Origin of the sequence: Corynebacterium sp. BD556 (genome assembly GCF_038452275.1) — a bacterium.
Lineage (GTDB): Bacteria > Actinomycetota > Actinomycetes > Mycobacteriales > Mycobacteriaceae > Corynebacterium > Corynebacterium mayonis.
Genome location: NZ_CP141643.1, coordinates 1,660,230 through 1,673,919, shown reverse-complemented (window position 1 = coordinate 1,673,919; position 13,690 = coordinate 1,660,230). Strand labels below are relative to the sequence as shown.

Here is a 13,690-nt window from a genome sequence, read left to right as displayed (position 1 = left end):
TTAGCTACTTTTCGCCGGAGAATTGCGACTGGTTAAGCCTCCAGTAGGTGCCGCGGCGGCCAAGTAACTCGGTGTGGTTGCCGTGTTCAACGATGCGGCCGTTTTCCATGACGAGGATGGTGTCAGCTTCGCGGATGGTAGAGAGGCGGTGGGCGATAACGAAGGAGGTGCGCTCGGCGCGCAGCGCGTTCATCGCCTTTTGCACGAGAACCTCGGTGCGTGTGTCCACTGAGGAGGTCGCTTCGTCGAGGATGAGCACCTGCGGGCGGGCAAGGAAAGCGCGCGCAATGGTAATTAACTGTCGCTCGCCCACGGACAAAGAACCGGAGTCTTGGTCGATGAGCGTGTTGTATCCCGCGGGAAGGGAATGGACGAAGCGGTCGACAAAAGTTGCCTTGGCGGCGGCGATGACTTCCTCGTCGGAGGCGTCGAGCCGACCGTAACGGATATTGTCCATAATGGTGCCCGAAAACAGCACTGCGTCTTGCAGCACCATACCGATTGCGCTTCGCAGTTGCGTGCGCGGCATGTCGCGGATGTCTTTGCCATCGAGGGTGATCGAGCCTGAATCGACGTCGTAGAAGCGCATGATCAGGTTCACCAGTGTTGTTTTGCCGGCGCCGGTGGGCCCCACGATCGCCGCGGTGTGGCCCGGCCGCACTTCCAAGGTGAGGTCCTGGATGAGCGGCTCGTCGGTGTAGGAAAAAGACACGTTGTTGAAGCGCACATGGCCCGCCTCGGCCTTATCGCCCACTTCTTTCGTGTCGGGAGATTCCTCCTCGGCGTCGAGGAACTCGAAGATGCGCTCGGCGGAGGCCACGCCGGACTGCAACATTTGGGCCATGCCAGCGATCTCCCCGAGGGGTTGGTTGAACTGGCGAGAGTACTGAATGAACGCAGTGGCACTGCCGAGCGTGATCGTGCCGGAGGCGACTTTCAAACCACCTAAAACTGCGATGACCACATAGGACAAGTAGGAGATGAACTGCATGATCGGGTGCATGGAGTTCGACAGGAACTGGGCGGTGGAGGAGGCGTCGAAAAGCGCGGAGTTTTTGCGCTCGAAGTCCTCGCGCAAAGACTCAGTGCGCCCAAAAATCAACGCGATCTCGTGGCCGGTAAAAGACTCCTCGACGTGGCCGTTGAGCTCTCCGGTTGCCTTCCACTGCGCGGTGAACTGTCTTTGGCTGCGGGTGCCCACCACACCCATGACCAGCGCGGTCAACGGCAAGGTGAGAAGGGCGACGAGCGCGAGTTGCCAGGAAATCCAAAACATCATGGACATGATGCCCAGCACCATCAACGCAGCGTTGAAAAGCTGCGACAGCGCCTGTTGGAGGGCCTGCTGGACGTTATCTACGTCGTTGGTGGTGCGCGACATGATATCGCCGCGTTGCCGCGAGTCGAAGTAATTTAGGGGCAGCCGATGAAGTTTGGTTTCCACACCCTGGCGCAGCGCGTACACCGCGTCCATGGTGAGTCTGTTCAAAATGGCGCCCTGTAACCACATGAGGATGCTAGATGCCAGGTAGAGCCCTAAAACGACGAGGATAAGGCTGCCTAATCGGTCGAAATCTATGCCCTGCCCGGGACGCACATCCATTGCCTCCGCCATGGAAGCGAAGCGTTCCTGACCGGCCGCGCGCATGGATTCGACGGCCTGCTCTTTGCTTAGCCCGGCAGGGATCTGCGCGGCGAATACGCCGGAGAAAATTACGTCCATTGCGTCGCCGAGCACGCGCGGGGCAGACACGGCAAAAACAACAGATCCAACGTTCATCAAAAAGACCGCGGTTAGCGCGATTTTGTAGGGGGCGAGCAGGCCAAGTAGACGTTTGGCGGAAGGCCAGAAGTGTTTCGCCTTGCGTGGGGCTTTGTTGGACCAGTCGTCGCCGGCCATCTTCTCCTCATATTCGGCGAGTTGTTCGTCGCTCATCTGCTCGCTCACGCGCTGACCTCCTGTTGGGACGCGACGATTTCTTGGTAGGTTGCGTTGGTTTCCAGCAGTTCGTCGTGGGTGCCGCGCGCGACGATTTCGCCGGCTTCCATAACGAGGATCTGGTCGGCACCGCTTATCGACGCCACCCGTTGCGCCACCACCAGCACCGTAGCGTTTCGGGTGTAGGACGTCATTGCCTCACGCACCTTCGCGTCCGTGATGGCGTCTAGGGCAGAAAATGAGTCGTCGAAAATAAACACTTTCGGGCGTGCGACTAACATGCGGGCGATGGACAGTCGTTGGCGCTGCCCACCGGAGACGTTCGTTCCGCCCTGGGAAATTGGCATCTCGAGGCTGTCCACGAAGTCTGCCTGCGCGGCGCGCAGCGCTTCCCACAGTTCCTCGTCAGTTGCCTCTGGGTCACCCATGCGCAGGTTGGAGGCTACCGTTCCAGAGAAGAGATAAGGTTTTTGGGGCACCATCGAAACCCGTTGAACTAAGTCAGCGCGTTGCATTGCGGTGACATCGGTGGCGTCGACGAGGACTTGCCCCTCGGTGGCGGTGCGCAGCCGGGGGATGAGCGAGATGAGCGTCGACTTGCCGGAACCAGTAGAGCCAATGATCGCGGTGGTGGTGCCGGGGCGCGCGGTGAAAGACACGTCGCGCAGCACCGGTTCCTCAGCGCCGGGGTAGGTGTAAGTGACATTGCGAAGCTCCACGAGCCCTTCGTTGGTGGCCGGGAGCACAGTTTGTGTCGGCCGGCCCGCGACCGGCTCATGTGTTAGAAGTTCCCTGATGCGGCGAGCGCACACGAGGGCGCGTGGCAGCATCATCGCCACATAGGTGCCCATCATCACCGCCACAAGAATCTGCATCAGGTACTGCATGAAAGCGGTTAGAGCGCCAACTTCGACCTCGCCGGCTGCAACCCGATGCCCGCCGAACCACAACACCGCGGCGGTGGCCAGGTTGAGAACAAACATGATCACGGGAAAGAGCAACACGAACACGCGGCCAATGTTGAGGGAGATCCGTGTGATCTCATCGTTAGCAGTTGTGAAGCGCTGCGTTTCGTGTTCCTCGCGAACGAAAGCGCGCACGACTCGGATGCCGGCGATTTGCTCCCGCAGCACCCCGTTGATGCTGTCAAGCTTGTTTTGCATTGACTTGAACATGGGCAGCAACAGAGCCATGAGCACACCGACAATGGCAAAAAGCGCGAGGACTGCTGCCGCAACGAGCCACGACATTCCAGGGTCCTGCCGGATGGCCATGACGATGCCGCCGACAGCCATGATGGGGGCCGCAACCATGAAATTGAGAAAGAGCAGGAACACCATTTGCACCTGCTGGACGTCATTGGTGCCGCGTGTGACCAGGGTGGGGGTGCCGAACTTACTTAAGTCCTCCGCAGAAAACGCATTGACGCGCGTATATACTTCGCGGCGCACATCGCGCCCGAGCCCCATTGCTGTCCGCGCCGCGAACCATACCGCCGCAACGGCGGCTATGACCTGAACGAAGGCGACGAGCAGCATAAGCGCGCCGATGCGCCAGATGTAGTCCACGTCGGCGTTGACTACGCCCTCGTCGATGATCTTCGCGTTGAGGTCGGGAAGATACAAGGTGGCCAGGCTGGTAATGAACTGCAGTAGGACGATCAGGCCGACGTACCCCTTATACGGCCTAGATGCCCGGATGAGAATGGTCACGAGGTCCAACGTCGGTGGCCCTTTCACAACATAACAAGGTGGGCAAAAGTGACCACGCCGATCTTACGCGCCGAGCTTCAGTGCCCCCAAACTGCGCAAGGCGTGGCCAATTCGAGTGAATGAAAAACCAGTGGCCTATATCACTAAAGTTCCTTGCTGTGTTATAGAGTTATGAACATCCCACAATTGGCGTCGAGACGTTGTCCCCTCACAGGAAGGGGGCAACGCGGACCGGACCTCAAAAGGAGTACGCCATGGTTGACAACGACAAAAGCCACAGCAAAGACGACTCGCGCGGCGCGGGAGCCGTGACGTCTCCGGACAGGCCCTCGGCACCTTCTGGGACTGACAACACCTCCACAGGCAATAAATGGGTGGACAAATTCCTCAACGGTGTCGAGTACGTGGGCAACAAGCTGCCCGAGCCGTTCACCATCTTTTTGTTCCTGTTCTTGCTCACGGGCGTCATCTCAACCTTGTTCGCGTGGCAGGGAGTGACGTTTTCCGTTCCCGGTGACGAGGAGGCGAAACAAGTCAAGGGCTTGTTCACCGGCGAGGGCCTGGCGTGGTTTACCACCACCATGGGACAAAACTACATCGGCTTTCCTCCCTTGGTCACGGTCCTGCCGATCTTGCTGGGAGTTGGGATCGCGGAGCGCTCCGGCATGCTCTCCGCGCTGATCCGCAAACTTTTCGGCGCAGCACCTAAAGCGATCCTGCCCTACGCGGTGGGAATCATTGGTGTGACGGGATCAATTCTGGCGGACGCTGCCTTCGTTGTCATCCCTCCCTTGGCGGCGATGGTGTTCAAGGCGGCGGGCCGCCACCCCGTCGCCGGTTTGCTAGGAGGATTTGCTGCGGTGGGCGCGGGATATTCCACGGCCCTGTTCCCAACCTCCCTTGACGCGCTGTTTGCCGGAATCACCACGGCGGTGATGGAGACGTTGCCTAACTTTGATTTTCAGGCTGTCAACGCCGTGTCTAACTACTTCTTCAACATCGCTAGCTCGCTTGTTTTGGGTTTGATCGCCGGCTTTATCATCGACAAGGTTTTGGAGCCGCGCATGTGGAGCCAGAGCGTGCCCACCGAGGAGGAAATTGACCCGGCAGAAGCGAAGGAACGCGGCGACCGTGACGCGGAGGGCAACGAGTTGTCCCCGGAGCTGTCCGCGGCAGAAACCCGCGGCTTGGTGTGGTCGCTGCTGGCGACGCTCGTGCTGACAGGGCTCATCTTGTTCGGGGTGCTCATCCCTGATTCGCCGTGGCGCAACGAAGACGGCGGCTTTTTGCCGAAGTCTCCGCTGCTCGGATCCATCGTGTTCATCATTTTCGCGTATTTCATTCTCATGGGCGTGGTGTACGGCTCGATTGTGGGAACGGTCAAGGGCATGAAAGATGTCGTGAAGATGATGGGGCAGTCGTTGAACTCGATGATGGGTTTTTTGGTGCTTGCTTTCATCCTGGGGCAGTTCGTGGCGTTGTTCGCCTGGACCGGAATCGGCACCTACACCGCAGTCAAGGGTGCGGCGTTTTTGGAAGGCATCGGTTTGACTGGTTTCGCGGCCATCCTCGCCTTCTGCGTGTTGGCTTCGCTGCTGAACCTTCTGATCATCTCCGGCTCGTCCATGTGGACACTGATGGCCGCAGTGTTCGTGCCGATGTTCGCGTTGTTGGGCTACGAACCGGCGTTTATTCAGGCCGCTTTCCGTGTCGGTGATTCTGCAACGCAGATCATCACCCCGCTTAACCCCTACCTGATTGTCATGCTTGGGTTGTTGCAGCGCTACGAACCGCAGGCCGGCATCGGCACGTTGATGTCGCGGCTGATCCCGTTCGTGCTTCCTTTCTGGGTGGCCTGGGCAACCCTGCTGGGAATCTGGTACTTCGCGGATCTGCCGCTCGGACCCGGAAATGGCATTATGATCGGCGGTTAATATGTGCGCCGAACAGCCCCAAAGACAGCCCCAAACGCCATCGACAGCTTTCCTTGAAGCGACGAAAAACCTGATTGAACAACGGGTCGCCGCAGCGCAGGAGGAGCACCTAGCACGAGATTTCGCTGTGGATGCTTATCCGCAGCAGTCCGCGGTGTGGGCTGGTGTGGAGGCAGCCGTTGAAGAAGTAGCGGGGGATCTCGAGTTCATTGTGGGCGACCTCCACGCCAACCCGGAGGTGGCGTTTCGTGAGGTGCGTTCCCAGCGAATCTTGGCGCAGGTGCTGGAAAGACACGGCCACAGTGTTGAGTTGGGGCCCTACGAAGTGGAGACAAGTTTCGAGTCTTCGGTGAGCTCGGCGGCATTTGACCCTGCGGTGCACCCGAGTGTGGTGATTATGGCGGAGTACGACGCTTTGCCAGGAATCGGGCATGCCTGCGGCCACAACATCATTGCCGCGGCCGGGGTGGGGGCGTACTTGGCGGCGGCGAAGACGTTGTCCTCCGCGGCCGCGGAGGGGGTCGAAGGCCGGGTAGTCCTGCAGGGCACTCCCGCTGAGGAAGGGCACACCGGCAAGGAATACATGATCCGCGGCGGCAGCTTGGAAGGCATCGATGCTGCGGTGATGGTGCACGGTTTCGGCTACGACATTGCCTCTCATGCGTGGGTGGGAAGGCGCTCTGCGACTGTGCGGTTCTACGGGGTGGCGGCGCACGCGAGTTCGCAACCCTACATGGGTAAAAATGCGTTGGATGCGGCGTCGTTGGCTTATCAGGGATTGGGGCTTTTCCGCCAGCAGATGCCGCCCAGCGACAGGCTGCACGCGATCATTACCGAAGGTGGGCACCGGCCCTCCATCATTCCTGCCGAGGCGCAGATGGAGCTTTACGTGCGCTCTTTAAGCGTGGATACGTTAATGGATGTCTCGCAGCGCGTGGAGGAGATCATTGAGGGGGCGGCTTTGATGGCGGGTTGCGGTTGGGAAATTGAGTGGGATCCGCACCCTATGTCGCTTCCGGTGCGTAACAATGAATCTATGGTGGCTCGGTGGGCGGCCACGCAGGCTAGGCGGGGCAGGGTGGCGTTGCCGGCGGGGACGGTGCCGGACTCGTTGGCGGCTTCGACGGACTTCGGCAATGTTTCCCAGTTGGTGCCAGGTATTCACCCGATGGTGAAGGTTTCGCCGGCGGATGTGGCGTTGCACACGGAGGCTTTTGAGAAGTGGGCGAATTCGCCGCAGGCTGTGGCCGCGGCGGTCGATTCGGCGGTGGGTTTGGCGCAGGTGGCGCTCGATCTGCTTGCCGACGCCGCCTTGCTTCGCGCCGCTAAAGAAGATTTTGCTCGGGCGGGCGGGAAGGTGGGCGTCGATAAGCTTTTGCCCTCATCGAGCCCACGCACTGCCCGGTAGTGGTTGGGGCCACGCCTTAGTCTAGTCATCCGGCTGGTGGCGACGCGATTGCCAAAGCGCCCGGTGGGGTGCGCACTAGGCCTGCGCGTGGCGCACCATTTCTTCCCACTCGACGATCTTCTTGCGCTCGCGCGGGTTGAGGTCGCATTTCTCTCCGAGGGCGCGCTCGATCTCGTCGAGGCGGTACCAGCCGTCCCAGGTGGTGTACGTGATGCCGCGTTTCTCCAATAGGTTCAGGATCTCGTCCGGGTCGGCGACGGCTGGGGCGGAAAGCTTGCCGGCTTCGGCGTCAGCGAAAAGCATGTCGATGGTTTCTTTCGCATCCGATTTGGTGTTGCCGATCAAGCCGACGGGTCCGCGTTTGATCCAGCCGGTGACGTAGAGGGAGTCGACGAGCTGGGCGCCGTCTAGGACGTGGCCGCCGTCGTTCGGGATGACGTTGCGTTCCAGGTCGAAGGGCACTCCCTCGATCGGTTCAGAGCGGTAGCCGATGGCGTGGTAGACCTGCTGGGCCGGCCAGTCGGTGAACTTGCCGGTGCCGCGGATGCCGCCTTCGCCGTCGAGTTGCTGGCGCTCGGTACGAATACCCACCACCTTGTCGCCTTCTGTGAGAACTTCGACGGGTTCTTCGAAGAAATGGATGTGGATTTTGTGGGGGGCACCGTCCGGCTCGCGCATGGCGTACTGCTCAAGAACTTGGCAGACCAGGTCAACGGACTTGTCGGCGCGGCGCAGTTGTTCGGATTGGGTGTCGTAATCGATGTCTTCTGGGTCGACGAGGACCTGGATGGTGTCGGACTCGTCAAGTTCGCGCAGCTCCTTCGGCGTGAACTTGGCCTGGGCGGGCCCGCGGCGGCCGAACATGTGGACCGTTTCCGCCTTGTTGTTTTTCAGGGAGGCGTAGACGTTGTCGGGGATTTCGGTGACGAGCAGTTCCTCGCCGGTCTTGGCAAGGATGCGGGAGATGTCTAGGGCGACGTTGCCCACGCCGATGACGGCGACTTCGCGGGCTTCGAGGTTCCAGTCGCGCTCGAAGCGGGGGTTGCCGTCGTAGAAGCCGACGAACTCTCCGGCGCCGATGGATGTTTCGCCGCCGGGGATGGTGAGCTCTCGGTCGCGCACGGCGCCGGTGGAGATGACAATGGCGTCGTAGCGTTCTTGCAGTTCCTCGATGGTGATGTCCTTGCCTACTTCAATGTTGCCGAGCAGGCGGAGGTTCGGCTTGTCTAAGACGCGGTGCAGTGAACGGACGATGCCCTTGATGCGTGGGTGGTCGGGTGCCACGCCGTAGCGGATGAGGCCGAAAGGCGCCGGCATCTGCTCAAAAAGGTCGACGCTAACGTCGTGGTTTTCGTTGCGCAGCAGCAGGTCGGAGGCGTAAATGCCGGCTGGTCCGGCGCCGATGACGGCGACACGCAGACTCATGTGAGGAGGTTTCCTTTCCACGGGGTCAGATTTTTATTCGTCCATGATACCTCATAGACCGATTAGTCTAAGAATTCTTAAGCGTGCCCTGTGTTGTCAAGGCAGCGGGCCTTTTTCTATTCATGTGCTCCCCTGCGGGCTTTTAATTCATGGGTAAATGCACTGCTTAAATGCCGTTAATGGAGGAGACCTGTTGTTGTAGACAAAGTGGTATGGCACACTTGCGGAACACAGCAGAAGGATAGCCGTAAATAGACCAAGCAGTACGGCTTTGGTTGTGAAGAACAGGAGCGTACATGGCCGCGACCCACACCAAGACCCACACCAAGACCCACACGTCAGGAACCCGCACGCCCAAGCCTGAAGGGCAATGGCTCGTCGACGGCACCACCCCCCTCAACCACGACGAAGAGCTCAAACAGATGGAGCCGGTGATGCAAGTCAAACAGCGCGTCATCGACATCTACTCCAAGCAAGGATTCGACTCCATCCCACCGGAGGACCTCGCCCCGCGTTTCAAATGGCTCGGCATGTACACCCAACGCAAGCAAAACTTGGGTGGCGAGTACACCGGCCAGGACAACTCGGTTTTGCAAGACAACTACTTCATGATGCGCATCCGCTTCGACGGCGGCCAGTGCACCACCGCGCAAGCCCGTGCCGTCGGCGAGATCTCCCGCGACTGGGCGCGCTCGACCGTGGATCTAACGGACCGGCAAAACATTCAATTGCACTGGGTCGAAATTGAAAACGTCCCCACCATCTGGGACAAACTCGCATCGGTGGGCCTCAACACCTGGGACGCCTGCGGTGATGTGCCGCGCGTGGTGCTCGGCTCGCCCGTGGCAGGCATTGCCAAAGACGAAATCATCGACGCGACACCGGCGATCCGGAAAATCCAGCAGATATACACCGATGAGGAATTCCAAAACCTGCCGCGCAAATTCAAATCCGCGATCTCAGGAAACGCCCGCCAAGACGTCGTCCACGAGATCAATGATGTCGCCTTCATCGGCGTGGAGCACCCCCAACTCGGCCCCGGCTTCGAGTGCTATGTCGGCGGAGGGCTTTCGACCAATCCGATGCTTGCCCAGTCCCTCGGGGCCTTCGTCACCCTCGATCAGGTCCCGGAAGTGTGGGCGAGTGTGGTGCGCATCTTCCGCGACTACGGCTACCGCCGGGTGCGCAACCGCGCACGCCTAAAGTTCCTCGTCTCCCAGTGGGGCGTGGAGAAGTTCCGCCAGATTCTTGAGGACGATTACCTAGGCTACAAGCTTCCCGACGGCCCCCGTGCCCCCAGCAACCTCGTCGACCGCGACCACATCGGTGTCCACGAGCAGAAAAACGGAAACTTCTACCTGGGTGTCAAACCCACCCTCGGACACATGTCCGGCGAGCAACTCATCGCCGTGGCGGACTTAGCCGAATCCTACGGGCTGCACCAGCTACGTTTCACCCCCTTTAAAGAGCTGCTGTTTTTGGATGTGAAACCGGAAGACGTCGACAAGCTCAAAGCCGACCTGACGCAGATGGGGCTGTACTCTGAACCCTCCGAATTCCGCCGCGGCCTGTTGTCCTGCACCGGGCTCGAGTACTGCAAACTTGCGCACGTGACCACCAAATCCCGCGCCATCGAACTTGCCGATGAGCTTGAGGAGCGCTTCGGTGACCTCGACAGCCCAATCACCATCTCACTCAACGGCTGCCCGAACGCCTGCGCCCGCCACCACGTCTCCGACATCGGGCTGAAAGGCCAAATGGTGCCAGGCCCAGACGGGGAGAAAGTCGAAGGCTTCCAAGTCCACCTCGGCGGCACCATCGGCGAAGGCGCGAACTTCGGCCGCAAAATCCGCGGCCACAAGGTGCGCTCCGATGAATTAGCCGAATACGTCACCCGCATCGTCGGCCACTACCTCAACGACCGCCACACAGGGGAGGTCTTTCGCACCTGGCTGCAACGAGCCGACGAGGAGCTTCTGAAATGAGTATCCGCCGCAAACCGAACCCGAACCGCAACTTCCCCACGTTTTGCCCCTACTGCTCAGGGGAGGACTTATATCCAAACGAAGAAACGGACTTCGCCTGGAAGTGCGGTGAGTGTCTGCGTGTTTTCGAAGTGAAGTTCTACGGCCAAGATGACCCGGATATCGCCCACGCCGCAGCCCCGTCCACCGAGGAAGCGCTGCAGAAATCGCTGGCGAAAAACGGACACACTGCGGTGTTGGCAAGGATCGGTGAAACTTATGGGGATCAAGGAAGGGACTGAAAAGAAAATGCAGAACTTGCTCGGCGGCAACGCCGACTACCGCGACCCCGCCATATCCCCCACGGGGCCGACCACCACAACCCCGCTGAATGAAAAGGTTGCCACACGCAACCGGGAACTCGTCGACAAGCATGCAGCGAAGCTCAACGACGCTTCAGCAGAGACCATCCTCACCTGGGCCCACGAACATGCGCTGGGCGCAGTGGCCGTAACACTGTCGATGGAAAACACCGTGCTTGCTGAGCTTTCCCGGCGCCACCTACCTAACGCAGACTTCATCTTCCTCGACACCGAATACCACTTCGAGGAGACTCTTTACGTGGCGCAGCAGGTAAAGCAGCGCTACCCGCAACACCCGCTGGTGCGCGCTACGGCGCAGCTTTCGCGGGCGCAGCAAGACGAAACCTACGGCCCGAACCTGTACCTGACCAACCCCACCGCCTGCTGCCGAATGCGCAAAGTGGAGCCATTAGCAGTCTCTTTATCTCCTTACGTCGGCTGGGTGACGGGGATTCGCCGCGCTGACGGCCCGACCCGCGCCGAAACCCCGGCCCTGTCGCTGGATTCCACAGGCCGACTCAAGATCTCGCCGCTGGTGACATGGAGCCTGCAAGACACCGAGGACTTCATCGCCGACAACAATTTGATCGTCCACCCGTTGACCACGCAAGGCTACCCCTCGATCGGCTGCGCGACCTGCACCCTGCCGGTGGCGCAAGGCGATGATCCGCGCGCCGGACGGTGGGCGTTCGCTGACAAGACCGAGTGCGGCCTACACGGTTAATGAAAGGGCAAAAGATGACAAGGAAAGGACGTAGGTGAAGTGACTATCGTTAGCCACGCGGCGTTGTCGCCGCACTTAAAGGACCTTGAGGGCGAGTCCATCCACATCCTGCGTGAGGTGGCAGGACAGTTTGACAAGATAGGGCTCCTGTTTTCCGGCGGCAAAGACTCCTGCGTGGTGTTGGAGCTTGCGCGTCGGGCCTTCGCCCCGGCGGCGATGCCCCTGGAACTGGTCCACGTGGACACGGGCCATAACTTCCCGGAGGTCATCGAGTTTCGCAACCGTGTTGTTGAGGAGTACGGGGTGCGCCTGCGCGTGGCCCATGTGCAGGACTGGATCGACCGCGGTGATGTCGTTGAGCGCCCCGACGGCACCCGCAATCCGTTGCAGACTGTGCCGCTGGTCGACACGATCTCTGAGGTGGGCTACGACGCGGTGCTTGGTGGTGCGCGCCGCGATGAGGAGCGTGCCCGGGCCAAGGAGCGCGTGTTTTCGGTGCGTGATTCCTTCGGCGGCTGGGATCCGCGCCGCCAGCGCCCGGAACTGTGGGACTTGTATAACGGGGCGAAGCTGCCCGGCGAAAACATTCGCGTTTTTCCGATCTCCAATTGGACGGAGGCGGATGTGTGGGAGTACATCGGGGCCCGCGCAATCACGCTGCCGGAGATTTACTTCGCCCATGACCGTGAGGTGTTCCAGCGCGACGGCATGTGGCTGACCGCCGGTGAGTGGGGTGGCCCGCGCGAGGGTGAAAAGTTGGAGGTGCGTCGGGTGCGCTACCGCACCGTCGGCGACATGTCGTGCACGGGGGCCATTGAGTCCACAGCGTCCACTATTGATGAGGTCCTCGCTGAGATTGCCAATTCCACGCTGACGGAGCGCGGGGCGACCCGCGCCGACGACCGTTTAAGCGAATCTTCGATGGAGGACCGCAAGAAGGAGGGCTATTTCTGATGAGCGTTGCATCCGTTTTAGCCGAGCGCCAGACGCTGCGGCTGTGCACCGCAGGCTCCGTCGACGACGGCAAATCAACCTTCGTTGGCCGCCTGCTGCACGACACGAAGTCGGTGCTTGCCGACCAGCTTGCCAGTGTGGAGCGCACCTCCGCTGACCGCGGGTTCGATGGCCTCGATTTGAGCTTGCTTGTCGACGGCCTCCGGGCCGAGCGGGAACAAGGCATCACTATCGACGTTGCCTACCGCTACTTCGCCACCGACAAGCGCACCTTCATCCTTGCCGATACTCCAGGCCATGTGCAGTACACCCGGAACACGGTAACTGGCATGTCTACCTCTCAGGTGGTTGTGTTGCTTGTCGACGCCCGCCACGGCGTCGTCGAACAAACCGTCCGCCACCTCAACGTCGCCGCCCTTCTCGGGGTCAAAACGGTGATCCTGGCGGTCAACAAGATTGACCTGGTCGATTATCAAGAAAGTGTTTTCGCCGCGATCCGCGACGAGTTCGAACGCAAGGCCGACGAGCTGGGCATCGCTGAGCCGCATGTGGTGCCGATTTCCGCTTTGCAGGGCGACAATGTGGCCGAGCGCTCTCCAAACACCCCGTGGTACGCAGGCCCTACGGTGTTGGAGCTGCTAGAGGACATCCCGGTTCACTCCGGCCGCGCTCTCGACTTGGATTTCCGTTTTCCCATCCAGTACGTGTTGCGCGAGCATGCCAGCGACTACCGTGCTTACGCGGGTCGCATCACCGCCGGCCACATCAGCGTGGGCGACGCCGTGACAGCTGGTGGGCGCACTTCTAAGGTGACGCACATTGACACCTCCGACGGTGAGGTAGATCGCGCCGCGGCCGGGGATTCGGTGGCGCTCAGGCTTGCCGACGACATCGACCTTGTCCGCGGGGACCTCATCTGCGCCGGTTTCGCCCCGGAGCCGGTGCGTCAGTTCGCCGCCACGGTCGTGGGCCTGACGGAGAAAAACCTCGCCCCCGGCCAGGCGGTGAAGCTGCGCATCGGCACGGCCCTGGTCAAGGCTCGCCTAGCCAGCATTGAGCGCTTAGTGGATATTGACTCCGCCGATAAAGATATTGCCTCCCCCGAGTCCTTTGGACTCAACGACATCGCCCACGTGACCATTCAAACTGCCCAGCAGGTTTTTGCCGAGGACTACGCCGCCCGCGGCGCGGTGGGCAATTTCCTTCTGATCGACCAGGCTTCCGGCGGTACCCTCGCCGCCGGGCTGGTGGGCACCCGCCTGCGTTAA

At 60.6% G+C, this 13,690-nt stretch carries 10 protein-coding genes; 7 read left to right on the top strand and 3 right to left on the bottom strand.

What is annotated here, in order from left to right:
• Window positions 1-4 precede the first annotated feature (4 nt).
• On the bottom strand, window positions 5-1,936 hold the full coding sequence (locus VLL26_RS07820; protein WP_342320179.1) for an ABC transporter ATP-binding protein: 1,932 nt from the start codon (window positions 1,934-1,936) through the stop codon (window positions 5-7).
• A gap of 8 nt (window positions 1,937-1,944) precedes the next feature.
• Window positions 1,945-3,660 carry an ABC transporter ATP-binding protein gene (locus VLL26_RS07815; RefSeq protein WP_342320178.1) on the bottom strand — a complete coding sequence of 572 codons (1,716 nt, stop codon included), beginning with the start codon at window positions 3,658-3,660 and terminating at the stop codon, window positions 1,945-1,947.
• 245 nt (window positions 3,661-3,905) lie between these two features.
• Here VLL26_RS07815 and VLL26_RS07810 point away from each other — a divergent pair, with 245 nt between their 5' ends.
• Together VLL26_RS07810 and VLL26_RS07805 are read left to right on the top strand one after the other, a co-directional pair.
• Window positions 3,906-5,585, top strand: a complete 1,680-nt coding sequence (locus VLL26_RS07810; RefSeq protein WP_342318544.1) for an AbgT family transporter — start codon at window positions 3,906-3,908, stop codon at window positions 5,583-5,585.
• A 1-nt stretch (window position 5,586) separates the two neighbouring features.
• A complete protein-coding gene (locus VLL26_RS07805) occupies window positions 5,587-6,993 on the top strand; it encodes a M20 family metallopeptidase (RefSeq protein ID WP_342318543.1) in 1,407 nt (468 codons plus the stop codon).
• Window positions 6,994-7,068: 75 nt separating this feature from the next.
• Here VLL26_RS07805 and VLL26_RS07800 read toward each other — a convergent pair whose 3' ends face one another.
• A complete protein-coding gene (locus VLL26_RS07800; RefSeq protein ID WP_342318542.1) occupies window positions 7,069-8,418 on the bottom strand; it encodes an FAD-dependent oxidoreductase in 1,350 nt (449 codons plus the stop codon).
• A gap of 296 nt (window positions 8,419-8,714) precedes the next feature.
• On the opposite strand from VLL26_RS07800, the gene VLL26_RS07795 reads away from it, so the two are divergent.
• From VLL26_RS07795 to VLL26_RS07775, 5 genes are read left to right on the top strand one after another with little or no spacing between them, the layout of a single operon-like run.
• Window positions 8,715-10,403 (top strand): nitrite/sulfite reductase, encoded by a 1,689-nt coding sequence (locus VLL26_RS07795; protein ID WP_342318541.1) that lies wholly within the window; start codon window positions 8,715-8,717, stop codon window positions 10,401-10,403.
• Window positions 10,400-10,684, top strand: coding sequence for a hypothetical protein (locus VLL26_RS07790; protein WP_342318540.1), 285 nt, complete (start codon window positions 10,400-10,402; stop codon window positions 10,682-10,684). Before VLL26_RS07795 ends, VLL26_RS07790 begins: the two co-directional genes overlap by 4 nt.
• A 7-nt stretch (window positions 10,685-10,691) precedes the next feature.
• The gene (locus tag VLL26_RS07785; RefSeq protein ID WP_342320177.1) at window positions 10,692-11,468 is read left to right on the top strand and encodes a phosphoadenylyl-sulfate reductase; all 777 of its coding nucleotides are present in this window, start codon (window positions 10,692-10,694) and stop codon (window positions 11,466-11,468) included.
• A gap of 39 nt (window positions 11,469-11,507) precedes the next feature.
• Window positions 11,508-12,422, top strand: coding sequence for a sulfate adenylyltransferase subunit CysD (gene cysD / locus VLL26_RS07780; protein WP_342318539.1), 915 nt, complete (start codon window positions 11,508-11,510; stop codon window positions 12,420-12,422).
• The gene (locus VLL26_RS07775; protein WP_342318538.1) at window positions 12,422-13,690 is read left to right on the top strand and encodes a sulfate adenylyltransferase subunit 1; all 1,269 of its coding nucleotides are present in this window, start codon (window positions 12,422-12,424) and stop codon (window positions 13,688-13,690) included. The genes cysD and VLL26_RS07775 overlap by 1 nt, the downstream gene beginning before the upstream one ends.